Below are 25,943 nucleotides of genomic sequence, written 5' to 3'. Positions count from 1 at the left end.
CTGTGGGTAAACCAAATGTGTTGATACTCTACCCCGACCAGATGCGGTTTGATGCCATGGGCTGTTCGGGTAATCCTCTGGTGAAGACACCGCATATTGATCGTTTGGCAAGTCAGGGCGTGCGGTTTGATCATGCTTATGCATCGTTTCCGCTGTGTTGTCCGTTTCGGGCTTCCGTGATGACGGGTAAGTTTGCGCACGCTCATGGCATGTATGCCAATCACTATCCGATTTCACTGGGGCAGACTTTTTTGGCAGAAGTGTTTCGAGACCATGGTTATCGAACGGGCTATATTGGCAAGTGGCATCTGGATGGTGGCATCAAGCATGGCTATATCCCACCGGATCGCAGGCTGGGCTTTGATTGGTTTGTCGGTTTTAATCGAGGGCATGAGTATTTTAATTCTATCTTCTATCGCCAGGATGATCCGACTCCGCGTGTCAGCAAGCGGTATGAACCGGACGTTCAGACAGACCATTTGCTTGAGTTTTTGGATGAAACCGATGAACGGCCTTTTTTGGCGATGGTTTCCTGGGGACCACCTCATCCTCCCTTAGTGATGCCGGAAGAATATGAAGCCATGTATGCTGAAGGCGAAGTACCTGTGCGAGAAAATTCACCCGATGCGGCGGGAAGCCGGGCATTTTTGGCCAGGTATTATGGCATGGTCACGGCGATTGATGATAATGTCGGACGCATTATGGATTATCTGGATGAGAAGGGATTGTGCGACAATACGATTGTGTATTTTGTGAGCGATCACGGTGAGATGGCTGGCGAGCACGGTTTATATGACAAACGCATCTATTATGAAGCTTCGATGCGCGTGCCTTTGATTGTGCGTTGGCCCGAAAAAGTGGCTGGTGACCGCGTGGTCGATGGTCTGGTCTATCCGGGTGTTGATTTAATGCCGACACTCTTAGAGTTGTGTGAGATCCCGATTCCAGACAGCGTACAGGGAACGAGTTTTGCACCTGTGTTACGAGGTGAAATGACGTCAGGCCACGATGTGATCCACTATAAATGGTTGATGGAATCGGATGGCCCAGAAAAAGTGCTCACGGCGAGGCGAGGGGTGCGTACACACGACTGGTTGTATGCAGCGACAAAATCTGGACCAGAAGTGTTGTTTGATTTGAGAAACGATCCGTTGGAGATGCATAACCTGGTGAACAGGGCATCACATCGCGATATCGTTGAAGAACTGGACGGGATAATGAAGACGCATATGGATGAAACGAACGACGATTGGGGAAGGATGGCGATTTTTCCGCCGCCCAATTTTCAAACTCACGACAAAGGGAAAGCCTACTTTCAAAAACTGGTTGAAAAGGCCATTGTTGAGGATTAATTGTGATGCAAAAACTACCTGCCAATTTCATTTTTATTTTAAGCGATACACATCGCTATGACGCTATGTCATTTACAAATCCCTTAAAAGATCATTTTGAAATTTATACGCCTAATATGGAGCGCATGGCGAAAGAGGGGGTTAGCTTTAAAAATTGTTATACGAATCTGCCCATCTGCTCGCCTGCAAGGGCGATCTATCAAACGGGTCGATGGCCCTTTCAATGGGGCGGAATTGCAAATCATATGGATTTGAATGATCGAGTAGATGAAAAGAATAATGCAAATAAAACTTTGGGATTCTTGTTTAAGAATGCGGGGTATTCAACTTTTCATGTTGGGAAATGGCATCAGGGTTTAGAGAACAATGCTCAAAATGCGGGTTATGATGAATCGTATATATGGTCAAATGAGAAACATGACAGCATGATATATTGCCATAACGGCGGGGATTTTCAGGATCTGGATCCAGGGGATATTTTAGGAGATGGGAGTGATATCCCATATACAGGCGTTTCGAAATGCGATACATTTTCTTTTCCAGCTTTCCCAAACCATCCCTATAAAATAATTGGTCAAACCGATCAAGCCCTCGCTTTACTGGACAGGCATGACATTGATGCGTCTCCTTTTTTTCTCACGCTTTGCATGCAAGATCCACATGGTCCATTTACCGGAACAGATAGCGCGCCGGAGTGGGGAGATTTTTCACACCGTTCTGACTATCCGGAGTTGTATCGACATGATGAAAATCATCCTGCAAAAGCCTTAAAGCCCTATCAGAGCTACATAGACAACCCCGTTTATATGCCATATGACCGCATCCGTAATGCGGTTAATAACTATGACTATTATGGCAGTATTACTGCGGTGGATGAGCAATTGGGGCGGGTTTTGGATTGGCTCGATAACCAGCCGGAAAGTGTTCGAGATAATACCATTGTCATCTATACGTCCGACCATGGTGCTATGGGTGGTGCTCAGAATGTTGCAGGAGGGCAAAAGCGATGGCCGCATGACCCGTCATCGAGAATACCGTTTCTCGTGCGCTGGAATAAAGGTATTGAAACTCCTGGTCGGGAAGCGGATGAACTCCTCTCATTCATTGATTTTTTTCCGACCTTTTGCCATTTGGCGGGATTGGACGAAATGTTGGCGGAAAAAAGTGATAAAGCGAGCCTGGAGTCTTTAGACTATTTAAAAGCCTGTCCTGGTATAAATCACAGTAGAAATATTATAGCAGAATCAGGCGGACCTGACCCCGATTCTGTATTTTTATTTCATTTTAGCAATATGAATTCCATATCGAGTCCTTGTCCTGTTCATCGAACCGTTGTGACAAAGGACTGGGTCTATAGTGTCAAGGGGAAAACGCGCTTGGGGGGCAAACCGAATTGGACAGTGTGGGACGAACCCGGCGGTTGGCTGTACGACCGAGACAAAGATCCGTTTCAGATGGACAATTTGTTTTTTGATGAAAATTTTGAGGCCATTCGTACAGAGCTTCATCCTTTATTAGAAGGCTGGATGAAAGAGGCAGAACTTCCATTTAGAAAAAGGTGGTTTGAGAAAACGACCCGCAAAAATATCGAAGCGTGGTCATCTGAATGTGGTATCCTCTCTGAAGACGAGGAAGCTATGAGAGCACAGGGCCAGTCGTATGTCATGAATTTATGAAAGCGATGTTCCTGTAATTTTTTTAAGCTGATTTCCTTGTTAAAGAAACGATCGATTCATAGAGATCTTGGCAAAGAAATGATCGGTTCCTTAATTCTGACTCCGGAAAGGCTGTGTAGCGATATGAATTACGACTACATCATTGTTGGTGCGGGATCGGCTGGGTGTGCTGTTGCTGGTCGTTTGAGTGAAAGTGGGCAGTATCGCGTTTTATTGTTGGAAGCCGGTGGACCGGATGATCGGGACGCGATTCACATTCCTGCGCGTTTTCCAGATCTGTTTCATACGGATAAAGATTGGGATTACGAAACCACACCGCAAGCCGGGTTTAATGGGCGACGGGATTACGTGCCGCGCGGCAAAATGTACGGCGGTTCGAGTTCTATCAATGCGATGGTCTATCAGCGAGGTCATCCGAGCGATTACGATCAGTGGGCTGCGATGGGGAATGACGGCTGGGCGTATGTCGATGTGTTGCCCTATTTCAAGAAGATGCAGCACCAGACGCGGGGCGGCTCTGAATATCATGGGACAGGAGGTCCCATTTACGTATCAGACCCTCGGGATCCAAATCCACTGAGTGTGGCGTTTGTCGAAGCGGCTCAGCAGGTGGGGTTCCGTCTGAATCGAGATTTTAATGACGGAGATCAGGAAGGGTTTGGCCTGTATCAGGTTACACAGAAGGAAGGTCAGAGGTGCAGCGCGGCGGTGGGATATTTGTACCCGGCATTGGAGCGAGACAACTTTACCGCGATTCCATACGCCTACGTTACACACCTTAAATTTGACGGCAACAGGTGTGTGGGTGTTCATTACATGCACGAAGGAGAGAAGCATGCGGTTGAGGCGGATAGGGAAGTGGTACTTTGTGGCGGGGCTATCAATTCTCCTCAGTTGCTGATGCTGTCGGGCATTGGTCCGCCAGAACATCTCAATGCGCTAGGTATTTCGGTTGTTAAGGCATTGCCGGGTGTGGGACAAAATTTGATGGAGCACGTTCAAGTCGGGATTGCGTATGCCTGTACTGAGGAGATTGCGCAGGCTGGCAAAGATAATCCCGAGCAAGCGATCAGGTACCAGAACGAAAGAATGGGATTGCTCACTTCCAATTTGGGGGAAGCGGGCGGGTTCGTGAAATTGTCTGCCGATGCATTCGCGCCAGAATTGCAATTTCATTTTGGACCTGATTGGTTTGTTTTGCACGGGTCTCAAGAGATGGAGGGGCATGGATTCACAATTCTGCCGGGGCTGGTGGGCACAAAAAGTGTAGGAGACCTTAAGCTGCGTTCGTCAGATCCGTTTGTTGCACCCTTGATCGATCCCCAATGCCTGGTTGAAGAGGCCGACGTTCGCGTGATGCTGGAAGGTGTTAAACTGGCGCGAAAAATTGTACATGCACAAGCTTTTGACCGATATCGCGGGCAAGAATTTTTCCCGGGAGATGATGTGCAGGATGATCAGGCATTGATCGACTTTATTCGCAATTATTCAACGACTATTTACCATCCGGTGGGTACGTGTAAGATGGGCAACGATGATATGGCTGTGGTGAACAATCGACTTCAGGTGCACGGAATTGAAGGGTTGCGCGTTGCAGATGCTTCGATTATGCCATTTATTATCAATGCAAATACCAACGCGCCCTGTATGATGATCGGGGAGAAAGTAGCAGATATGATTCTGGGTGGCTAAATTCACTACACACCTTTAGAAATGAAGGGATTTACATGGAAACTAAAGATGCGACAGGGCAGACAGTGATTGTAACCGGCTCGAATCGAGGAATTGGGCTTGGGTGGGTGAAGCATTATCTGAACGCGGGTGATTCTGTCGTGGCCACTTGCCGGACGCCAGCGGAGGCAACAGATCTGATTGCGCTGAAGGAAGAGTATGGGAATAAGCTGTTGATCGAGCAGTTGGATCTGTCGAATGAAGAACATTTCGACCGGTTGGGGGAATCCCTGGCTCAGCAAGGGGTGCGTATTGATATTGCTATCAACAATGCTGGCTCGGGTAGTGGGAAACCTTTTGGCGAGTGGAACACGGAGAGTTTTGCGATTACTTTTGAGGTGCATACCATTGGTTCTGCTTTGTTTGCACAAATGGTTACGCCACTGCTGAACGACGGGGCAAAGCTGGTGCTGACCTCTTCTGGCGTGGGCAGTATCGCGCGCGCTAACCGTCAGAACGAAATGGATGCTTACGCCATTGCCAAAGCAGGGGTCAATATGCTTGCCAGGCGGTTGTCCGTCAGGCTCGCCGACCGCAATATTGTGGTGGTTGCGATCACACCGGGGGCTGTACTCACAGGCATGAATCCGAACGGTACGATCTCTGTAGAGGAATCTGTTGGGCTGATGACCGGCACGCTGGACAAGCTGACCATGGAGGACAGTGGTGGATTCTTTCAAAATAATGGCACAGTGGTGCCCTGGTAGCTCTTGAGAAAGGACCCTTTGTATGGCAGAGAAGCCCAATGTGATCGTGATTTTTACAGATGATCAGGGATATGGGGACGCGAGTTGCCTGAATCCGGATGCGAAGTTTCAGACGCCAAATCTGGATCGGTTGGCAGCAGAAGGGATTGCTTTTACCAATGGGCATTGCTCAGATACGGTTTGCACGCCTTCGCGTTATGGATTGCTGACTGGACGCTATTCCTGGCGGACGTTGAAGAAACAGGGCGTTTTTCCCGCGGAAGTGCCGTGTCTGATTACAGACGAGCGTATGACGCTGGCTTCAATGTTTGGGACAAATGGATATGATACGGCGATGGTTGGCAAGTGGCATCTGGGTATGAATTTTCCTGGCGAGGTGGGCAATCGCGATTGGCGTCAGCCTGTTACCGATATGCCGTTGGATAAAGGATTTGATTATTTCTATGGCATACCCGCTTCGCTCAATTATGGAATTCTCGCCTGGTTTGAAGGGCGATATGCCAGAGTACCGCCGACAGTTTATACGGCAAAGAAACCCAATAACCGGCATATGGATTATCGCATCATGCCGCCGTATGAGAATACGCCAGAAGAAACGCTTGAAGCATTGGGCACAATGGGGATGGAGGTTGCGCCTGATTTTATTGACAATGAGTGTTTGACGCGGTTTACCGATAAGGCGATTGCGTGGATGCAGGGCAAAGAAGCAAGCGCCAAAAGTGGTAAGCCGTTTTTTTTATACCTGCCATTTACATCGCCGCACTATCCCGTATGTCCGCGTGAGGAATTTTGGAATCAGGGCGATTGTGGTGGCTATGGTGAGTTCGTGATTGAGACGGATTACCATGTAGGGCGCGTGCTGAATTATCTGGAACAATCGGGATTGGATGACAATACGATTGTTGTATATACCAGTGATAATGGTCCTGAGAATTCGTGGCGTGGGCGGATTGACGAATTTGGTCATCATAGCAATGGTATTTATCGCGGAGGCAAAAGGGATATTTACGAAGGTGGACATCGCGTGCCGTTTTTTATGCGGTGGCCCAGAGGCATTCAGAATCCCAGACGCGAATGCGATGATCTGGTAGGTCTGGTCGATTTGATGGCGACTTTTGCTGAGGTTGTGGGTGCGGAGTTGCCTGCTGATGCGGGCGAAGATAGCCAGAGTTTTGCGAAGATACTCAGCGATCCTGACACACCCCATGAACGATTGCCTTTGATTAACCATGGTGCTGGGGGACGGTTTGCGATTACAGAAGGTACGTGGAAGCTGATTATGGCGCACAGGGATGAGCCGCTGGAGCTTTACGATCTTGCGAATGATCCTGGCGAGACAAAAAACGCGATTGGCGACCATCCTGAGATTGTAGCGGACCTGACCGATAAAATTACAAGTATTGTGTGCAATGGGCGTACGACCCCAGGAGAGAATCAGGCGAATGATACCGATTACTGGGATGATTTGACGTGGATTTCATCTGAGGATTATCGGGCGAGGCAATTAAGATGAGGCACTCTCAACAAATACCGGGTCAGCGTCCCAATATTCTGGTTATATGCAGCGATCAGCATCATCCAGCAATGGTGGGGTATCGGCAGTATCCATTTGTCGAGACACCCAATCTGGATCGCCTCGCAGGCGAAGGTACACACTTTACGCGGGCGTATGCCAATTGTGCGGTGTGCGGTCCCAGTCGCATGAGTTTTATGACGGGGAAGTACGTTCACCAGATTGATAGCTGGTCGAATGGCGTGCCTCTGCCCGAAGAGGAAAAACGAAAGACATGGGCAGCGCGGCTGGATCAGAATGGTATTGAATCGACTTGTATAGGCAAAATTGACTCCGCGGGCACTGTTGACGATCACAATCCGGGATTTACGCATTTTGACGAGCCTGTTCACCGAACGGCATGGGACCCGTATCCGAGAGAGTTACCTTTTGTCACGCGCCTTCCGGGATATACGCGGCCAGCCAGTCGGAGATTTTTGCTCGAAGCGGGTGGGGGAGATGTCGCTAAAATTGATGATCGGCAGGAGTTGGGATTCTATGGTCACGACCGCGAGGTGACGGATAAGACGCTGGCGTATTTGCGGGAAAAAGGGCAGGCTAAATCGGATTCGCCCTGGGTGCTTTATGTCGGCTATCTGTATCCTCACTGGCCGTATCGCGTACCTCAGAAATATTTCGATATGTACTATCCCGATCGCGTTTTGATGCCCCACGATGCACAGTTCCCAAATCGCGATATTCATCCCGCGATGCAGGAGTGGCAAGCCTCCAATGTATTTGGAGAAGTGACAGAGGATATGCTGCGCCGGACGATTGCCGCTTATTGCGGTATGATCACATGTATGGATGATATGATCGGCGAGATTCTCGATGAGTTGCAAGACCAGGGGCTGTATGAAAATACATACATCATCTATACATCAGATCATGGAGAATCCATGGGCGAGCACGGGCTTTTTTTTAAGCACTGTTCTTATGAGGGGGCTATTGGAGTTCCCCTTGTGATCACAGGACCGGGTATTCCTGAGGGAGAGGTCAATACCGATACGCCCGTTTCTCTAATCGATCTCTATCCCACCATTTTGGACATGGCGGGGTTGGATCCCGAGCCTGGCCTGCCCGGCGCAAGCTGGTTGCCACTTGTGGGGGGGGAACCACACAAACGGTCTGAGCGCGTTTTTGCAGAATGGCATGGTCCACAACTTCGAGGCGCGTATTACATGATTGTGCGGGGCGATTACAAATACACCTGGTATGAATTTCATCCGCCCTCGTTATTCAATGTGAAGGAAGACCCGAAGGAAGAGCGCGATCTCGCATCGGATATTGAACAGGCTGACAGGCTCAAGGCATTTGAAGAGGAGTTGCGTTTCATAGTCGATCCAAAGGCGACGGCTCTGCGCGCCAAGCGAGATTTGGGGCTGATCGCGCCAGATGGCACGGATATGACTGATAGCCTTATACCCTGGGCGGGATTTGAGGACGGGACACTTGAGAAAATTCACCGTGCCGACCGTGCGCGGCATCGGCGGTCATAATGGAGGAAAGGGATGACACCTGAAAATAAAGAAAACACACCGACAGTCGCTTCGTTGCCCTTTAGATTGGGTGTAGGGTCTGCATTGAAAGCCGCGGCTTTGGCTTATTCGCAGACTGTTCGCAACGAGCCTGGGCTTTTGGCTTATTGGCGAGTGGGAGAGACCCAGGATGCGGATGCCGGTAGAGAGAGTTCGTATGTGGCTTTGGGGATTGTGCCACATCTGGATGAAGATCTACTGGGCGATGCATCTGTTGAATTCTTTTTTCAGGTTATCTCCGATGAACAGTTGGACTACGAACCCTGTCTTATTTCGCATCAGATATCCCACGGCGAGCAGACGCGATTCGCATTTCATGTGACGCGAGATTTGAATGCGCTTCGATTTCTCAATGGCACAACAAATACGCTGATTTTCCCACCCGATGGGCCGATAAAAGTGGGACAGTGGTATCATTTTTTGGCTACGAGCAAGCCGCGACAGGAATTTCGCGCTTATATTGATGGCGTCGAATGCTTTCTGGATATGGGTTCTCTGGCGTTTGGCGTGCGGCGGCAAGCTTGTCCGATACAAATTGGTGCGTCCAGCGAAAATGGCGAGAATCGGGCTGTAAATTGCGCGATAGATGAGGTGGCCATATACAATGTGGCTCTGGCGCCATTGGATATCGCGCGACACGTTGATGCGGCTGGTCGAGAGACGCTCCGAAAGCAGATGGTGCATGATCGGAGACAACGAGAGGATGAAGAGAACGAGGTGGCATCAGATACGCTTGGAGTGCGTCTAAACGATCCCGCTTTGTTTGATCCCGGCGAGACAAAAGTATATGAGGGGCAATATCTGGATGCGATTTCTCTGCCGGTGGGAGGTATTGGTGCGGGTTTGATTCAGATGAACGGCAAGGCAGAACGGTCGGTATGGCAAATATTCAATAATTTTGAACATATCGAAGTGTTCAATAGCTTTTTTGCCGTGTGGGCGAGGCCACGGGGAAAAGAGCCTGTAGTCAGAGCATTGCAGACTTCGGATGTTGGGGTATTTCCCGCGATGGAACGTCTGAGATTCAGGGGGGAATACCCGTTTGGGTGGTTTGAGTTCGCAGATGCTGATTTTCCCCTTCGGGTTGAAATGGAGGTTTTTAATCCGCTGATTCCCCTCAATGTGAAATGTTCGAGTATCCCGTGTGGGATTTTTAATCTGACGGCGAGCAATGAGGGCGATTCTCCTGTAGAAGTCAGTTTTCTGGCTACGCAACAAAATGCGATTGGCATCACGGGAGATAGTCCCAATGGGGGTTATGGCGGCAATGTCAACCGGGTGATTCGAGAGGAAGATGCGGCTTCGATTCACATGACGCACCTGTCGTCACCGGGTGTAGATATGGTGCTGTCGGCACAGGTGGAAAATGCTTGTGCGACAGCGTCTTGGATCGGCTTGCGCGATTTGTATGAAGCGTTTTCTCGAGATGGTGATCTGGAGTATGTCGAAACAGCGGGTCCGTCGGCTACAGGCGAAACGGTCGATTGCGCGCTGGCTACGCCATTTGTACTTCGACCAGGGGAAAAGCGCACCATTACCTTTGTTCTCACCTGGTATTTCCCCAACACCAACCATGGTGCGCATATATGGGTGAAACACGGCAATATGTATTCAAATTGGTGGACTGATGCGCTGGATGTTTATGCGTATCTCAAGGCTAATCTCGGTGATTTGACACAACAGACGCGGCGCTTTCACGATACGCTCTATGCGTCTAATCTCCCACACTGGTTGCTGGACCGAATCAGTTCACAGGTTGCTGTGCTGAGAAGCAAGACGTGTTTTTGGGCAAAAGATGGGTATTTTGGAGGCAATGAAGGTTGCGCACCAACTTCGGGTTGTTGCCTGGGGAATTGCAGTCATGTATGGCACTATGCCCAGGCGCATGCGCGTCTTTTTCCCGATATCGCGCGGAGAATGCGCGCGCAGACATTTGCATTGCAGCAGGAAGATGGAGGATTGCCTTTTCGCCACAGCGATCGCCATTTTGAAATACAGGGTCCGGCAATTGATGGGATGCTCGGCGATATTTTGAGTACGTATCGCGAGTATCAGTGTAGCTCGGATCAACAGTGGTTGCACGTGCATTGGCCCAGTGCGCAGAAGGCGATGAATTTTGTGATTGCGCGTTGGGATTCAGATGAAGATGGCTTGTTATCGGGGTCGCAACACAATACGCTCGATGGTGAACTGTCGGGATCAACATCGTGGATGGGGACGCTTTACCTGTCAGCTCTTGCGGCGTGTGAAAAGATGGCTGTATTGGAAGATGATGCACAGTCCGCTGGCCGATATCGCAGGTTGCGCGAAAGGGGAACAGAAAACCAGAATCAGACGCTCTGGAATGGCGAGTATTACGTGCAGAGTCCCGACGAGGATGCCCATGAAGACTACGGCGATGGTTGCCATATCGATCAGGTGCTGGGTGAGTGGTGGGCACCGCAGGTGAATTTGCCAGGGCATTACCCTCGGGAAAATGTCTGTTCGGCACTGCGGTCTCTTTTGCAGTACAATTTCAAGCATCATTTTAGGACGACGACACAGCGACCGAGAAAATTTGTCGATAATGACGATGCAGCTATGAAGATGATTTCTTGGCCAAAAGGTCCTCAGCCATTCCGCAGTATGAAATACGGCGACGAGGCGATGACGGGGTTTGAGTATGGTGCTGCTGCAACGATGGTTCAGTTTGGAATGCTCAGGGAGGGGCTGATGGTTGCCCGCGCTGTTTACGATCGCTACGATGGCAGGTTGCGCGATCAGTTGACGGAGATGAATACGGCGTCGTGGGGGTATAGCGGGAATCCGTTTGGCGATGATGAGTGCGGCAAATTTTATGCACGGGCGATGAGTGTGTGGTCATTGTTGCTCGCTTGCCAGGGCTTTGTATATGAAGGTCCCAAAGCGAGGATTGGCTTTGCTCCTGTATGGAAACCCGATGATCACATATCCTTTTTTATTGCAGCCGAAGGATGGGGCCTGTTCAGACAGAGACGAGATGTGGAAGTGCAGGTTATGGAATTAAGTGTTGAATGGGGGCGTCTGCCCATTCGGATATTTGATTTTGAATTGTCCGAAGGTCGGCGTGTACAATCGGTTGTTGTTTCCGTCGATGGAGAGGTGGTTGGAACGGCTACTTCATTTAGCGACGATAAAGTGAGTCTGACCCTGGAAGAAGAAGTGGTTTTAACTGCTGGAGATAAGATGGTGATCAGGGTGTCGGTCAATCTGTAAAAGAAAGGATTAAGTCATGAACCAACCCTTGCAGTTGAAGAGATATTTTTGGGACGCAGTTGTTGCAACCATGGTTTGCTCGTTGGTCTCCACATCTGAAACAGATGCACAACCCGATGGAAATGAATGGGTTGAACTTTACGAACCTCACGTTTTCAACGAGATGCCGTATCGGCTGTTGGAGCCTATAGATTTTGATGCGGACAAGCGCTATCCCGTTATTGTTTCATTGCATGGTGGCGGTGGCCGGGGGACAGATAATCGAAAGCAATTGCGTGGCTGGAATAGACTTCTTGCAGATGAGCAGAGACGAACAGATTATCCCTCTTATGTGCTCGCTCCTCAAGTCAGTCGTTTGTGGAATGCAGAAGACCTTCAAAAGATCAAGGATCTCATTGCAACATTACCGTCCGTTGATATGGACAGAATATACATTCTGGGACACTCCATGGGAGGCCACGGTACCCATGTCTTTTTACAAATTGATCCCCATTATTTTGCAGCGGCAGCCCCTTCAGCTGGAACGGGTTTGCCTCAGACAGAAGAATTTATCGATGCGTCAGTGATTAAAGATGTTCCGATATGGGCTTTCCACGGGGATCTGGATAAGGTCTGTCCATTCGACCGCGCTCAAAAACTTTTTGAGGAGATGGTGAAATTGGGTGGGAATATGAAGTTTACGATCTGGGCTGGTGATGGACATGGTGTTGCTATGAAAATGATTACCGGTGCCGACAATGGCAGCACCCAGCTCAGCAGCGATCGCTGTGATCCCGAGCCGGTGTTTATGAAATGGCTTTTTACACAGAAACGCACTGCCGATTGAGTAGAATTTACAGAACAACATGTTCATATCTCGAGCTGTGAATTGAACATTGTGTTGCAAATACCGTATTATTTTTTTATCGTTCAATCAGTAAGTATATATAAATAAAAGGTTTGTAAAATATTTTGATTAATGGCACCGATTTTGCCTGATGTTCTTAAAAACAATATCAGGGAGATGAGATATGAATAGCTTTGTCAAGCAGAGAGGGGGTATCGCAGGTGTGGCGGATGTGGATATGCCACGAGAAAAACTCGAGCGTTTGGGACCTGAGGCATTGCGCGATGAGGAATTGCTGGCGATTTTGCTGCGAACGGGATACGAGGGCCGAAATGTGCTGGAAATTTCGCGCGGGATAGTCAAGAGGTATCCCATTAATAAACTCGTGGATATGGATCTGAAAAAGCTCACGACAATAAAGGGAATCGGGAGGGCAAAAGCCGCGGGTTTGGTTGCGGGATTTGAACTGGCTAAAAGAGGACTCAATCAGGGGATGGGAATTGAGCCTACTATTACGAGTCCGGTTGACGTTTTGGGGTTTCTGACCGATATCAAAGATCGGCGCAAGGAATATTTTGTGGCACTTTTTCTCAATGCGCGGAATCAGGTGATTTGCCGCGAAGATGTGTCGGTTGGCTCGCTCAATGCCTCACTCGTGCATCCGCGAGAAGTGTTTGCCCCAGCCGTAGGGTCATCTGCTGCGAGTGTGATTCTGGCGCACAATCATCCCAGTGGTGATGTAACACCGAGCCGAGAAGATATTGAACTTACGCGCCGCATGGTGCAGGCCGGTGAGATTATGGGGATTGAAGTGTTGGACCATCTGATCGTCGGTTCAGAGCGGTTCTTGAGTATGAAAGAAGCGAATGTTTTTTAGGCGGTGATATGGGCCGAATATTAACGCTGACAACGGATTTTGGCATTTCTGATGGCTATGTTGCTGCGATGAAGGGCGTGGTGCTCACCTGTGCGCCAGAAGCCCGAATTGTAGATATAACACATCAGGTGCCGCCTCAGGATATTGCTGCTGGTGCGTTTGCTATATATTCTGCGTGCTCTTTTTTCCCAGAGGGTAGTGTACACGTTGGGGTGGTTGATCCGGGGGTGGGGAGTGATCGGCGAGGGATTGTCGTTGAAACAGAGCAATTTGTGTATGTCGGACCGGATAATGGCCTGTTTTCTCCCGTTTACGCGCGAGAAGGGGTGCGGCGCATTGTGGCGATTGAAAATGCGGCATTGATGCGCCCGCAAGTGAGTTCGACATTCCACGGACGAGATGTATTTGCCCCGGTGGGCGCGCATTTACTCCGAGGGGTATCGTGTGAAGAGGTGGGACCGGAAATTGAGGATCCAGTTACATCCGATTTGTGGGGCGTTGAAGAACGTGACGATGCACTCGTTGGGCGAGTGGTGTGTGTTGACCATTTTGGCAATGTGATTTCAATGATTGCGCGGTCACACATTGATGAAAAATATCCCGATGGCGATTTTGAGATTATCGTTGGCAAGATCCGGTTTGATCGAATATGCCAGACATATAGTGAGGTCGAAGAGGGAGAAGCGCTGGCGCTTTACGGCAGTTTGGATACGCTGGAGATCGCGGTTTGCGGGGGCAGTGCAAGCAGGACGCTCGGTATAAAACGGGGGGATGAGATTTGCGTTTGCAGAAGTTAGAGGAGGAGAGGAAGGAGTTGAGAAATGCGGTCTATTTCGATATCGGGCTGTTCTGATGGGGTTTGGGGCTTTCTGTCTTTTTGTCGGCCATGACGCATGTGTACGGTAGTCATACCCAGGATTTTGGCTGTAGCAATTTCGTCGGTGAGTTTGTCGCCCACACATAGAATTTGGGTGTGGGGCAAAGATAATGCTTTTGCTGCTTGTGTGAGGGATGGTGTTTTATCACTGCTTTTTCGGTCGTCGTGCAGGATGAGGGTATTGTCGGTCTCGATAAAATAATCGCACAAGCCGAGGAGGCGCACTTTTTCGCGCTGGCGGTCAGGATTTCCAGAGGTGACAAGGGCGAGTTGATAGCTGCGTTGGACAAGGGTAGCGAGGGTGGGGAGTGCATCGGGGAAAGGGGTGATGGCTTCTACGCTACGGGGGTTATAGGCATTGAGCGCCTGTTCTACGATGTTAGGCGGGATATTGTACTGTGTACCGAGTATGCGAATGGCCTCTGAAGAGCCATGTGTTTGGGAAAGAATTACCTGTTGCTGATAACCGGTCTCAATTGAGAGGTCGGGATGTGCTGGTGCAAGGATTTGAGCGGCTCTGCGGCGCGCTGGTTGGGTGAGTTGGCCCGTGCAGTCAAAGAGGGTGTCGTCGAGATCAAAAATAATGCCTCTGATTTTTGCCGTCATTCGTCCAGGCCCCAGTAGTCGGGTACGCTCAGTCCGCAGAAAATGCGACAGATGGCATCGGCGACTTTGGCCGGGTCGTGGCTGATAAAATCACCCTCGTCGCGCTCTATGGCGTTGGGATGAAATTCTTCTAAGAAGTCTGCGCGGGTCCAGGAACCAAGTGCATTGAGCGTTTCTGTATCGCATTCAACCAGGACTTTGCCATCTTTTTTGTATTTTTTGAGCAGTGGGTGCCAGTCCTCGCTTTTGGGCGTTTGGAATATGCGAAGGTCCTGTACGAGCATGTGATCGATGACGCTATCGCGCTGATTTTCGGGAAGGTGTTTGAGGATCGCTTTGAGGTGGTCAGAGGCTCTAAAATTATCGGTCTGTCCGGGTTGTGTGACGATGTTGCAAACATAGATGGTTTTGCCCTGAGCGCGTTTGATCAATGCTTTTTGGATATCGGACACGAGGAGATTGGTAATGACGCTGGTGTACAGGCTACCCGGTCCAATGACGACGATATCTGCATCTGCAATGGCTTGCAAAGCGCCACGCGGTGCTCTGATCGGACCTTGTTCCAGGCTCACTGTGCGCCCCTGACGCACGCGGATCTCAACCTGCCCTGTTTCGGGATCTATGACGCGCTTAAGCCCGCTATTTTGACGATCGAGTTCGCGCAAGAGCGCGTCATTGGTGACGAGATACGCCCGCTCGAGAGGTGGTTTGCCGGGTTTTCTGACCATCCACTCGGTATAGCGATGTTCACCATTTGTCAGTTTGGCGCAAATATCGACATTGTCAGTGCTGGCAGGGAAAACTGTGCCCTGTACGTGTAGCATGTCACTGGCTGTTTTTATGGCGGCATGAAAATCGCCGAGTTGCTGGGTGAGGGCGGCCACGAGAAAATTGCCAATATGGTCGTTCTTGAAAATACCGGATTCTTGTTCGCTGTTGGGAAAGCGGTGTTGGAAGACGTTGAAGAGTCCCTGAGATATCTGTTCGGGGTCGGCGAGTGCTGTGAGGGCATTGCGAATGTCACCAGGGGGCTGGACGCCCAAATTCCAGCGGATACGCCCCGAGGAAGCACCTGAATCGGTCACGGCAACGACGGCTGTTGGGTGACGGGTATAGGGACGCAGCCCGCGTAAGACAGTGGGCAGACCGGTGCCGCCGCCGATAACGGCAATTCTGAACCGGTCGGGGTTTTTCCCGATCCGCGAGAGGTGCAATAATGTGGATAGTTGGGCGAGGTATTTGATTTCGTAGTCGGGGCGGTCACCTACTGCAGGTGTTTCGCGAGAGAATCTTCCGCGCCGCAACCAGATGGTGGTTAGTCCCTGACGATTGCCCGCGCGGATTTCGTCCTGGGTGCGGTCACCGACGACGATGAGCTGGTCGGGGGAGAGGTTGTGGCTTTCCATGAGTTCTGAAAACCAGTAGGCATGTGCGGGGGGACCTTCGTTGATGATGCGATCAAAATAAGTAGCAATGCCCAGGCGATCAATTTTGTTGCGCTGACGGCGCGCTCTGCCCAGTGTGACGAGAAACAGATTGTAGCCTGCCTGGCGCAATTCACGAAGGGTGTGTAAGGCATCGGGATAGGGGCGGATATCTTCTACATCTTCGGCATTGTAAACGCGCTCCATTTCAGCTACGAGGGCTTCGACCGGCTCGGCTTCCGGGTCGGTATTTTGTTTGTCGAGAAAATGACGCACCCGGTCGGGTTTGTCTTTGAAGACGGCTTTGGCGATATCGAAAAAGGCGAAATAATAGGGCGAGGATGAGTAATAAGGACCGTGTTTGCGTTCGAGCGTATTGATGCGCTGGAATGCGTAGGCACGGGTGGCAAAAAAACCGTTTGAAAATAGAAAGGTAGCAACGCGTTGGCGCGCGGCATGTACGACGGGTGTCAGGTCAAAGAGGGTTCCGTCGAGGTCAAACACGATTGCGCGGGCATTTTCCAGAGACACGGCACATCTCCGCGATTGAGTTGTGAGATCAGCGGAAAAGATAAGGACTTTTTAGGTTAAGAAAAAAAATAACTGTGGGGAAGAAGAAAGATTGTGCAAATAGTATGGAAAATTTGGAAAGCTGCACTCAATTTTGTTTATCCATCGTCTTGTATGATTTGTAAGGCATCGCTGCCGGATTCGCCGGGGCTATGTGATTCGTGTTGGGATGATATTGAGATTTGGGATTCGGAACTACACGAGGTGGGGTTTGAGCACGAATTTGATCAGATAGTTATTTTGTATCAATTTAATGATTGTGTTCGGTCGTTGATTCACGCGCTCAAATACCAGGGGAAAACGCTGCCAGGGCAGATATTTGGAAAGGCTTTGGGGCAGCGCATCGCGAGCTTTGTCGAACCCGATACGGTAATTGTTCCAGTGCCACTTCACTCCGCAAAAACAAGAGCACGCGGATACAATCAGAGCGAGATTATTGCACGGGCAACAGGACGGGTATCGGGTTTGCAAGTGATGGCAAACGCGCTGAAAAGAGTGCGGGCAACGCCTACGCAGACGCGCCTGAGTGTTTTGGAACGCCAATACAATGTACAGGGGGCATTCCGCGTGCGTCATCCCGCGTCTATTGAGGGGCAAAATATATTTTTAATTGACGATGTCGTCACGACGGGTGCGACGCTCAATGCATGTGTGCAGGCTCTGCGATCTGCGGGGGCGCAATGCGTGTCTGTTGGCGCTGTTGCCAGTCCCCCCTTCGGTGAGGATGATCTGTCTCAAGATGTAGAAAAATCCAGGTCTTGACGCTGATTTTATATTTTAGTGGGTGAATACAACGGGCTTGACAGGTATGTTGCAATACCTTAAACTTCAGGTCTTTGAAAATCTTACAGGACTCAGGCACTTATGCTCATCATAGTGATTTTGTAAGGGAGATATTATGTCTGTAAAACGCGTTGGCATACTCACAGGTGGCGGCGATTGCCCAGGTCTCAATGCGGTAATTCGCGCTATTGTACGCAAAGGCATTATGGTTTACAATTACGAGATGACGGGTGTGCAGGAGGGATGGCGAGGGATGCTTGAAGGGCTGTCAGTGCCTCTGGATTTGAATGCTGTTTCTGGGATTTTGCCGCGCGGGGGCACGATTTTGGGATCGTCGCGGACAAATCCGTATCAAGACGGTGCAGATGGTGGCGCACTCGTGCGATCGGGGATGGAGAAAATGGGTCTGGACGCGCTGATTGCCATTGGGGGCGATGATACGCTTGGTGTAGCTCATCAGCTCACAGATCAGGGTATCAAAGTGGTCGGTGTGCCCAAAACCATTGATAATGATCTGGATGGCACAGACCAGACCTTTGGTTTTGATACGGCTATCAATATTGTGATGGAGGCGATTGACCGTCTGCATACGACGGCTGAATCTCACAACCGAGTGATGGTTGTCGAGGTTATGGGGCGCCACGCCGGTTGGATTGCCGTGGAGGCTGGTATTGCGGGAGGGGCAGATGTGATTCTAATCCCGGAAGTCCCATTTGATATGGATGAGGTGTGCGATACCATCAGAAAACGCCATGCCCGAGGCAAGACATTTAGTATTGTCGTAGTTGCTGAAGGAGCCAAGCTCGACGATGACAGTATGGTTTTGCAATCTCAGGAAAAAGATGCATTCGGGCATGTTCGCCTGGGGGGCATTGGCAATTTGCTAAGTGATGAAATTGAGCGGCGCACCGGATACGAAAGTCGCGCTACTGTTCTGGGCCATATTCAGCGCGGGGGCAGCCCCTCTGCGTATGATCGGGTGTTGGGGACGCGATTTGGGATTGCGGCAATTGATCTGATACACGAAGGCAATTTTGGGAAGATGGTGGCATTGCGGGGACAAAATATTGTTGCGATTGATTTGATGGAGGCCGTGTCGAAGCTGCGTACTGTAGATATGAGGCTTTACGATATTGCCAAAGTATTTTTCGGATAATGGTTTGGAGGAAATTATGGTAGGAATGAGAGTAGGGATTAATGGATTTGGGCGGATAGGGAGGCTGGTATTTCGCGCGGCTATGGCGCGAGGTTTCAATGTGGTGGCAGTAAACGATTTGACCGATGCTGCGAGTCTGGCGCATTTGCTCAAATACGATTCGACGCACGGGCGATATCCCGGGTGTGTTAAACATCGGGAAAACGGCGTGCAAGTCGGGCAATCATCGGTTGACGCGCTTGTGGTAGATGGCAAAATGGTGGCTGTTTTGTCCGAACGCGATCCGGCACAATTGCCCTGGAGGTCATTGGGTGTGGATGTGGTGATTGAATCGACGGGCTTTTTTACCGATAAAGAGTCCGCGAGTGCTCATTTGGGAGAAAATGGTGCGAGAAAGGTGATTATTTCTGCGCCCGCCAAAGGGGATTTGCCCACTGTGGTGATGGGGATTAATGACGATGTTTTACAAAAAGATGATGCGGTCATTTCCAATGCTTCGTGTACGACCAATTGCCTGGCACCTATGGTGAGCGTGTTGCACGCTTCTTTTGGCGTTGTCCACGGACTTATGACTACTATCCATTCTTATACGGGTGATCAAAGTCTTATCGATGCGCCCCATTCGGATATGCGCCGTGCGCGGTCTGCTGCCCTGTCGATGATTCCGACGACTACGGGCGCGGCGAGTGCAGTGGGTCTGGTTATTCCCGAACTCAATGGCAAACTCGATGGTATGGCCGTGCGCGTGCCCACGCCAGATGGTTCATTTACCGATTTTGTCGCTGTGTTGAAAAAAGAGGTGACTGCAGAAGAGGTGAATAATGCCTTTGAGTGTGCAGCGCATGGGCGTTTGAAAGGGATTCTGGAATATACGGATGATCCCATTGTTTCTGCCGATATCCTGGGGAATGCCCATTCTTGTATTTTTGATTCGATGATTACGACAGTGATGGATGGCAATATGGTGAAGGTGTGTGGATGGTACGACAATGAATGGGGGTATTCTAATCGGTGTGTGGATTTGATCGCGAAGTTGGCAAAGATGGAAAAATAATCCCTGCTTTTGACTTTTGAGAGGCGTTGGCGTGGCGAAGTTGTCGATTACAGACCTGGATTTGAGGGATCAACGCGTTCTGGTGCGCGTTGATTTCAATGTGCCCATTGAAGATGGGCAGGTCGCTGATGACACGCGCTTGCGGGCTTCTTTGCCCACGATCCGGCACATTTTGGATGCGGGGGGGCAGCCCGTGTTGATGTCTCATTTAGGTCGCCCCGAGGGCGAGGTCGTGCCCGAGTTATCGCTTAAACCCGTGGCTGAAGTCCTTCAGGTGCTGATGGGACGCGAAGTGCTTTTTTCGCCAGATTGCGTGGGGGAGGAAACAAATTCACTGGTGAAACGCGCGTCCGAAGGTTCGGTGGTGTTGCTCGAAAATCTGCGATTTCACGCTGACGAAGAAAAAAACGCGCCGGGTTTTGCCACACAATTATCGGAATTGGGCGATGTGTATGTCAACGATGCCTTTGGCAGTGCCCATCGCGCGCATGCCTCTACAGAGGGCATTACCCATTATTTTGTCGATTGTGCTGCGGGTTTGTTGATGGAGAAAGAATTGGAGTATCTGGGCACGACATTGGCCGATCCAGCGCGTCCTTATGTCGCAATTATGGGTGGGGCAAAAATTTCCGGTAAAATTGATGTGATTGAAAATTTGTTTTCAAAAGTAGATGTCTTACTCATTGGCGGGGGCATGGCATTTACGTTTTTTAAGGCGATGGGTCTGGAAATTGGCAAGTCGTTGTTGGAGGAAGATCGCGTTGGGGTCGCTGCCCATTTGCTCAAGCGCGCAGAGGCCGAAGGTGTAGATCTGATATTGCCGACCGATACGGTTGTGGCGGCAGAGATGACGGAGGGGACACCCGCTCAGATTGTGCCGAGAGATCAAATTCCAGCGGAGTTGGAAGGGTTTGATATCGGGATTGAGACGCGAAAGCGATTTTCCGATGTGGTTTTAAGTGCTAAAACCGTGGTGTGGAATGGTCCTTTGGGTGTGTGCGAAATTTACTCTTTCTCAAAGGGATCGCGTGCGGTTGCCAATGCACTGGTTACGGCGACTGAGCGCGGTGCAACGACGATTGTTGGCGGGGGGGAAACTGCTGCTGCGATGGCAGATTTTGGCGTGGCGGAAAAATTGAGTCATGTCTCGACCGGAGGTGGGGCTTCGCTGGAGTTTTTAGAAGGCCAAACACTGCCCGGTGTGGCAGCACTTTCGGATGGGGAAGAGGAATAATAGGTGCGTATTTTAATACTGAAAGGAAGTTGTAATGAGAACGCCGTTTGTGGCGGGAAATTGGAAGCTGAATAAAACACCTGATGAGGCAGAAATGCTTGCGCAGTGCGTGGTGGATGCGGTTTCGGGAGTGAAGGGTGTGGATGTGGCAATATGTCCGCCTTTTACAGCGCTGGAACGGGTTTCAAGTGTGGTGTGCTGCACTGGCGTAGGGCTGGGTGCTCAGAATATGTACTGGGAGGCTGAGGGTGCTTTTACGGGTGAGGTTTCGGCTCCCATGCTGTTGACTTGCGGTTGTGAATACGTTATATTAGGTCACTCTGAACGGCGGCAGTTTTTTGGCGAAACAGACGATACTGTCAACCGCCGCTTAAAGGCTGCTCTGAGTGCTGATTTGAAGCCTATTGTGTGTATTGGTGAGTCTTTTGATGAGCGCCAGGCCAATGTGACTGAGCAGGTGGTTGAGACGCAAACGCGGGGTGCTCTGGATGGCATATCCGCTGACGATGTGCGGGGGATTACCCTGGCTTATGAGCCTGTTTGGGCCATTGGTACGGGACTGACGGCAACGCCGGAACAGGCAGAGGCCGTCCATGCGTTTCTCCGCGAAGTGTTGGATCAACTTTATGACGGCGATGTCGCACAGGGGGTTCGCATTCAATACGGCGGGTCTGTGAAGCCCGATAATGCGGCGGAGTTGTTTGAGCAGGACAATATTGACGGGGGGTTGATCGGCGGGGCTTCGTTGGAAGCTGAGGATTTTGCCGCTATTGTGAAAGCGGCTATATAGAGGGCGATATGGAAATTTTTCTTTTGATTGTTCATGTGATAGTTTGTGCGGTGCTCATTCTGGTTATTTTGATGCAGCCCGGCAGAAGTGGTGGGCTGTCCGGCGGTGCTTTTGGCGGTATGGGAGGTGGCACATCGATGTTTGGCGGTGGTGGTGCCGTGCCCATGCTGGCGAAAGTGACGACGTATGTGGGGATTATTTTTGCGCTGACATGTATCGGGCTTTGGTACGCGGGGCGTTCGACGGATTCTGTACCGTCAACGGCTGCTGAGCGATTAATGGAAGACGGTCAGATGCCCATGCAGCAAATTCCTCAACCTTTGACCTTTCCAGAAACGACACCCACCGAAGGAACAACCCAAACAGCACCGGCCGATACCGGCAGTACGGCGCCGTAGATTTTGTGCCGAAGTGGTGGAATTGGTAGACACGCTGTCTTGAGGGGGCAGTACTCGAAAGGGTGTAGGGGTTCGAATCCCCTCTTCGGCACCAGAATAAAAACAGGGGCTTGTGATACATGAATCGCAAGCCCTTTTTCTGTCGATAGGAGTAAGAGGCCATGCGCTGGCACATAACCTTTGCCTTGCTATCCATTGTGCTTCTGATCCAACCTCTTCGTGCTAATGTCGCGTTAGAACAAGTTTCCAGTCCAGATTTTGACAATAGTGGCGTGGTTGATTTTTCCGATTTTTTGCTTTTTGTGACCAGATTCGGGGCGCGCCAGGGCGATGAGAATTACGAAGATCGTTTTGATCTGGATGGCGATGGCGAGATTGGGTTTGACGATTTTTTGCGTTTTGCAGCAAATTTTGGCAAAACAGTGTCTGGCCCAACGGCACCAACGGATAATAGGAAAATTCTCGGCTCGTTATTTATCTCGAAGGTATGGGCCGGGCATCCCGTTAGTTTTGACTTGTTGACTTATGGCGATGTTCAATTTGTCGCATTTTATGATGCCGACCGCAAAATGACGGTGGGGATGAGAAATTTAGATGCAGAGACATGGACATTTGAACAGCCCAGAGGTGTATGGCTGGAAAACCGAGGCCGACTGTCGTCGGAAACCGGATGGGATACCCACAATTACTTGACCATGGCTATTGATACCGACGATCATATCCATCTGAGCGGGAATATGCATGTGGATCCGCTGATTTACTTTCGCACAACGCGGCCACTCGATGTGACGAGTTTTGAGCGCATTGATTCGATGGTGGGACAAAATGAAGACCGCTGCACGTATCCCGTGTTTATGCGCGGTCCCAATAATGAATTGATTTTCCGATATCGAGACGGCAGTAGTGGCAATGCGGTTGAATTTTACAATATCTACGATGCTGAGACCAGAACATGGCGGCGATTACACGATACGCCGTTATTGGATGGGTTAGGGCGGATGAATGCGTACGCACGTAGCCCCCAGAAAGGTCCCGATGGGATGTTCCACATGATCTGGATGTGGCGCGATACACCCGATGCTGCAACCAATCACGATATCTCCTATGCTCGCAGCCGCGATCTGGTCGCCTGGGAAACAGGTGGCGGCGATGCGCTGGAGTTGCCGATTACGATAGAAAGCGGTGCTATCGTCGATCCCGTGCCGCCGAGGGGCGGAATGATCAATATGACGCAGTCATTGGGTTTTGATCACCAGAAACGCCCGGTGATCAGTTATCACAAGCACGACGAAAGTGGATATACGCAAGCCTATTGTGCCCGGTTGGAATACGGCGAATGGGTTGTGCATAAGGTAAGTGATTGGACTTATCGGTGGGAATTCGGAGGGGGTGGATCAATTGTTGCAGAGATTCGGTTGGGTAGCGTAAATTTGGCATCCGATGGGGGCCTGAGTATGAGTTATATTCATGTAAAAGAAGGTCGGGGAATCTGGAAGTTGGATCCCCAAACTATGCAGGTGATCGGGACGTATCCGCCGCCCCCGAGTGCGATACCCGGGGAGTTGGCGCGATTGACTTCTCAGTATCCGGGTATGAGGATCAATACGCGCTGGGCGCGGGGGTCGGGCACAAGGCCCGGGGAGCGATATCTCTTGCGCTGGGAAACGCTGGGGCGCAATCGAGACCTGCCCCGAGAGGAGATCCCACCGCCGAGTGACTTGAGGCTTTATATTCTTCCGAAGTAAAAGCCCATTGGTTGCGTATGTACAACCTCAACGGAGGAGGCTTTATGAAACGGCTCTATATCGTGCGTCATGCCAAGTCGGATTGGAGTTATGCAGGGTTGGCTGATTTTGATCGGCCCCTGAACAAGCGCGGAAGAAGGGATTCGAAGCGCATGGGCAAGTATCTGAAGCAGGCGTGGAAGGTCGAACCAGATTACTTGTTGTGTAGCACGGCCAAGCGCGTGCGATCTACTGTCAAGCGGTTGCGCAAATCTCTCAATTTTTCCAAAAAACGGATTACATGGCACGAGCGCATTTATTCGGGGCACAGTGGGGATGTGCTGGATTTGATTCGAGAGGTCGATAATCGGTATCGAGAGGTTATGGTGATAGGACACAACCCGGATATGACCGTATTGGTCAATGAACTCACGGGATCGGCTTTTGCCAATGTGCCGACGTGTGGTGTTGCGGGTATTGATCTGCCGATTGACGATTGGTCGGATGCAGTGTCGGGGGATCTGGTGTTTTTTGAGGTGCCTAAGTCGATTTGACGTGGCTGTAACTTATTCATCAGTCAGCTTCCGCGTGGGGGTCGGTTCTTTACTTGAGAATCGGCCCCCGTTTTTTTCGGTTAGCCCCTCAATACGTTTCGGATACGTCGAGCACGGTACTGTCTTCCGCGCTTTTCGTTGTATTGGAGTTTTTGATCTTTTCCCGGAGTTTTTCGTAGAAGAGGTCGCTGTCAACCGGGATATCTACCCAGTTGTCTGTCCAGGCGGATAAGAGCATGGCGTTGGCGAGTTCGACGCCTTTGATTCCCTCAACTCCGGGTGCCAGGAGGGGACTGCCCGTACGTATGGCATCAACCCAGTTTTGGGTGATGCCGCGATGGGCTTCGCCGCCGCTGCCCGTGGGGATATCGCATTTCCAGGCTTCGGGGCTGCCAAAGCCGCCTTTGTATTCTTTGCAGAAATTGCTGACGGATTCGCGGGTACGCCAGAATGTGATATTTCCACCTTCCATGACGACTTTGCCGCGATCACCAGTGATTTCGAGACGGTTGGTGCCGGGAGCTTCGCCTGTTGTGGTGATGAATACACCCGTTGCGCCATTTTCGTATTCCACATAGGCGGTGACTTCGTCATCGACTTCGATCTCGTGGTATTTGCCAAATCCGACAAATGCCCTGCATCGGATGGGCATACCGCAAATCCATTGCCACAGGTCGAGGTTGTGTGGGCACTGGTTCATTAAGACGCCGCCGCCTTCGCCTTCCCAGGTTGCGCGCCAACCGCCTGAGTCGTAATAACTTTGCGAGCGAAACCAGGTGGTGATGATGTAGTTCGTGCGCTGAATTTCGCCCAAATCACCCGATGCGACCAGGTCTTTGAGTTTTTGGTGCGCGCCTATGGTGCGCTGGTTGAACATGAGGCCAAAGACGCGGTCGCTTTTTTCAGCTACAGCATTCATTTCTTCGACCTGTTTGGTATAAACACCTGCGGGCTTTTCAATGAGTACATGCAACCCGCTGTTCATAGCCTGAATTGCCAGCGGCGGATGGAGATAGTGCGGTGTGGCGACGATGACGGCATCGACGGTTCCAGAAGCCATGAGATCGTCGGCACTATTGAATGTACGGACATTTTCGCCAAGATTTTCGCGCGCCCACTTGATGCGGTCGGGATCTATGTCACAGATGGCGGTTAGTTCGGCATTGGATACCTCGCCCGGGTGCAAATAAAGACTATGTCCACTCCCCATGTTGCCGATGCCAATAATGCCGATGCGTACTTTGTCCATAAAAATTCTCCTTTATTTTTTTTGAGGTAGG

Annotated in this window: 21 protein-coding genes and 1 tRNA gene; 19 read left to right on the top strand and 3 right to left on the bottom strand. The window is 50.5% G+C overall.

What is annotated here, in order from left to right:
• The first annotated feature begins 2 nt into the window (after positions 1 to 2).
• The 10 genes from OXH16_10175 to OXH16_10130 all read left to right on the top strand — a co-directional run bounded on the left by OXH16_10175 (position 3) and on the right by OXH16_10130 (position 14,290).
• Positions 3 to 1,352 carry a sulfatase gene (locus OXH16_10175; GenBank protein ID MCY3681754.1) on the top strand — a complete coding sequence of 450 codons (1,350 nt, stop codon included), beginning with the start codon at positions 3 to 5 and terminating at the stop codon, positions 1,350 to 1,352.
• Positions 1,353 to 1,357: 5 nt separating this feature from the next.
• Positions 1,358 to 3,028 carry a sulfatase-like hydrolase/transferase gene (locus OXH16_10170; protein ID MCY3681753.1) on the top strand — a complete coding sequence of 557 codons (1,671 nt, stop codon included), beginning with the start codon at positions 1,358 to 1,360 and terminating at the stop codon, positions 3,026 to 3,028.
• 123 nt (positions 3,029 to 3,151) lie between these two features.
• A complete protein-coding gene (locus OXH16_10165) occupies positions 3,152 to 4,720 on the top strand; it encodes a choline dehydrogenase (protein ID MCY3681752.1) in 1,569 nt (522 codons plus the stop codon).
• A 35-nt stretch (positions 4,721 to 4,755) separates the two neighbouring features.
• Positions 4,756 to 5,466 carry an SDR family NAD(P)-dependent oxidoreductase gene (locus OXH16_10160; GenBank protein ID MCY3681751.1) on the top strand — a complete coding sequence of 237 codons (711 nt, stop codon included), beginning with the start codon at positions 4,756 to 4,758 and terminating at the stop codon, positions 5,464 to 5,466.
• Between the two features lie 22 nt (positions 5,467 to 5,488).
• Complete coding sequence (locus tag OXH16_10155) at positions 5,489 to 6,979, top strand: arylsulfatase (protein MCY3681750.1); 1,491 nt, start codon at positions 5,489 to 5,491, stop codon at positions 6,977 to 6,979.
• Complete coding sequence (locus OXH16_10150; GenBank protein MCY3681749.1) at positions 6,976 to 8,517, top strand: sulfatase-like hydrolase/transferase; 1,542 nt, start codon at positions 6,976 to 6,978, stop codon at positions 8,515 to 8,517. The genes OXH16_10155 and OXH16_10150 overlap by 4 nt, the downstream gene beginning before the upstream one ends.
• Before the next feature lie 12 nt (positions 8,518 to 8,529).
• Positions 8,530 to 11,790 carry a GH116 family glycosyl-hydrolase gene (locus OXH16_10145; GenBank protein MCY3681748.1) on the top strand — a complete coding sequence of 1,087 codons (3,261 nt, stop codon included), beginning with the start codon at positions 8,530 to 8,532 and terminating at the stop codon, positions 11,788 to 11,790.
• 16 nt (positions 11,791 to 11,806) lie between these two features.
• Positions 11,807 to 12,616: a dienelactone hydrolase family protein gene (locus tag OXH16_10140; GenBank protein ID MCY3681747.1), complete on the top strand. Its 810-nt coding sequence runs from the start codon at positions 11,807 to 11,809 to the stop codon at positions 12,614 to 12,616.
• A gap of 184 nt (positions 12,617 to 12,800) precedes the next feature.
• A complete protein-coding gene (gene radC / locus OXH16_10135) occupies positions 12,801 to 13,493 on the top strand; it encodes a DNA repair protein RadC (protein ID MCY3681746.1) in 693 nt (230 codons plus the stop codon).
• Positions 13,494 to 13,501: 8 nt separating this feature from the next.
• Complete coding sequence (locus OXH16_10130) at positions 13,502 to 14,290, top strand: SAM-dependent chlorinase/fluorinase (protein MCY3681745.1); 789 nt, start codon at positions 13,502 to 13,504, stop codon at positions 14,288 to 14,290.
• Here OXH16_10130 and OXH16_10125 read toward each other — a convergent pair.
• Positions 14,287 to 14,976, bottom strand: a complete 690-nt coding sequence (locus OXH16_10125) for an HAD hydrolase-like protein (protein MCY3681744.1) — start codon at positions 14,974 to 14,976, stop codon at positions 14,287 to 14,289. The two genes, OXH16_10130 and OXH16_10125, sit on opposite strands and share 4 nt — an antisense overlap.
• Positions 14,973 to 16,931 (bottom strand): 2-phospho-L-lactate transferase CofD family protein, encoded by a 1,959-nt coding sequence (locus OXH16_10120; GenBank protein ID MCY3681743.1) that lies wholly within the window; start codon positions 16,929 to 16,931, stop codon positions 14,973 to 14,975. The genes OXH16_10125 and OXH16_10120 overlap by 4 nt, the downstream gene beginning before the upstream one ends.
• Positions 16,932 to 17,024: 93 nt before the next feature.
• Between OXH16_10120 and OXH16_10115 the strand changes: the two genes are divergently transcribed.
• The 9 genes from OXH16_10115 to OXH16_10075 all read left to right on the top strand — a co-directional run bounded on the left by OXH16_10115 (position 17,025) and on the right by OXH16_10075 (position 24,663).
• A complete protein-coding gene (locus OXH16_10115; protein ID MCY3681742.1) occupies positions 17,025 to 17,732 on the top strand; it encodes a ComF family protein in 708 nt (235 codons plus the stop codon).
• A gap of 136 nt (positions 17,733 to 17,868) precedes the next feature.
• A complete protein-coding gene (locus OXH16_10110) occupies positions 17,869 to 18,909 on the top strand; it encodes a 6-phosphofructokinase (GenBank protein MCY3681741.1) in 1,041 nt (346 codons plus the stop codon).
• Positions 18,910 to 18,925: 16 nt separating this feature from the next.
• The gene (gene gap / locus OXH16_10105; protein MCY3681740.1) at positions 18,926 to 19,963 is read left to right on the top strand and encodes a type I glyceraldehyde-3-phosphate dehydrogenase; all 1,038 of its coding nucleotides are present in this window, start codon (positions 18,926 to 18,928) and stop codon (positions 19,961 to 19,963) included.
• Positions 19,964 to 19,994: 31 nt separating this feature from the next.
• Positions 19,995 to 21,197 carry a phosphoglycerate kinase gene (locus OXH16_10100; protein ID MCY3681739.1) on the top strand — a complete coding sequence of 401 codons (1,203 nt, stop codon included), beginning with the start codon at positions 19,995 to 19,997 and terminating at the stop codon, positions 21,195 to 21,197.
• Between the two features lie 34 nt (positions 21,198 to 21,231).
• On the top strand, positions 21,232 to 21,987 hold the full coding sequence (tpiA, locus tag OXH16_10095; protein ID MCY3681738.1) for a triose-phosphate isomerase: 756 nt from the start codon (positions 21,232 to 21,234) through the stop codon (positions 21,985 to 21,987).
• Positions 21,988 to 21,995: 8 nt separating this feature from the next.
• Positions 21,996 to 22,385 (top strand): preprotein translocase subunit SecG, encoded by a 390-nt coding sequence (secG, locus tag OXH16_10090; GenBank protein ID MCY3681737.1) that lies wholly within the window; start codon positions 21,996 to 21,998, stop codon positions 22,383 to 22,385.
• A 7-nt stretch (positions 22,386 to 22,392) separates the two neighbouring features.
• Positions 22,393 to 22,479: transfer RNA gene (locus OXH16_10085), tRNA-Leu, on the top strand.
• 67 nt (positions 22,480 to 22,546) lie between these two features.
• Positions 22,547 to 24,130, top strand: coding sequence for a BNR-4 repeat-containing protein (locus OXH16_10080; GenBank protein ID MCY3681736.1), 1,584 nt, complete (start codon positions 22,547 to 22,549; stop codon positions 24,128 to 24,130).
• Between the two features lie 44 nt (positions 24,131 to 24,174).
• Positions 24,175 to 24,663 carry a histidine phosphatase family protein gene (locus tag OXH16_10075; protein ID MCY3681735.1) on the top strand — a complete coding sequence of 163 codons (489 nt, stop codon included), beginning with the start codon at positions 24,175 to 24,177 and terminating at the stop codon, positions 24,661 to 24,663.
• A gap of 88 nt (positions 24,664 to 24,751) precedes the next feature.
• Here the strand turns inward: OXH16_10075 and OXH16_10070 are convergent, their stop codons facing one another.
• Positions 24,752 to 25,912: a Gfo/Idh/MocA family oxidoreductase gene (locus tag OXH16_10070; protein MCY3681734.1), complete on the bottom strand. Its 1,161-nt coding sequence runs from the start codon at positions 25,910 to 25,912 to the stop codon at positions 24,752 to 24,754.
• Positions 25,913 to 25,943 lie beyond the last annotated feature (31 nt).

The sequence above is a fragment of the Gemmatimonadota bacterium genome, from assembly GCA_026705765.1.
Classification (GTDB): Bacteria; Latescibacterota; UBA2968; order UBA2968; family UBA2968; genus VXRD01.
Note: the sequence above shows the minus strand (reverse complement) of the source record. Positions and strands in the feature narration are given on the sequence as shown.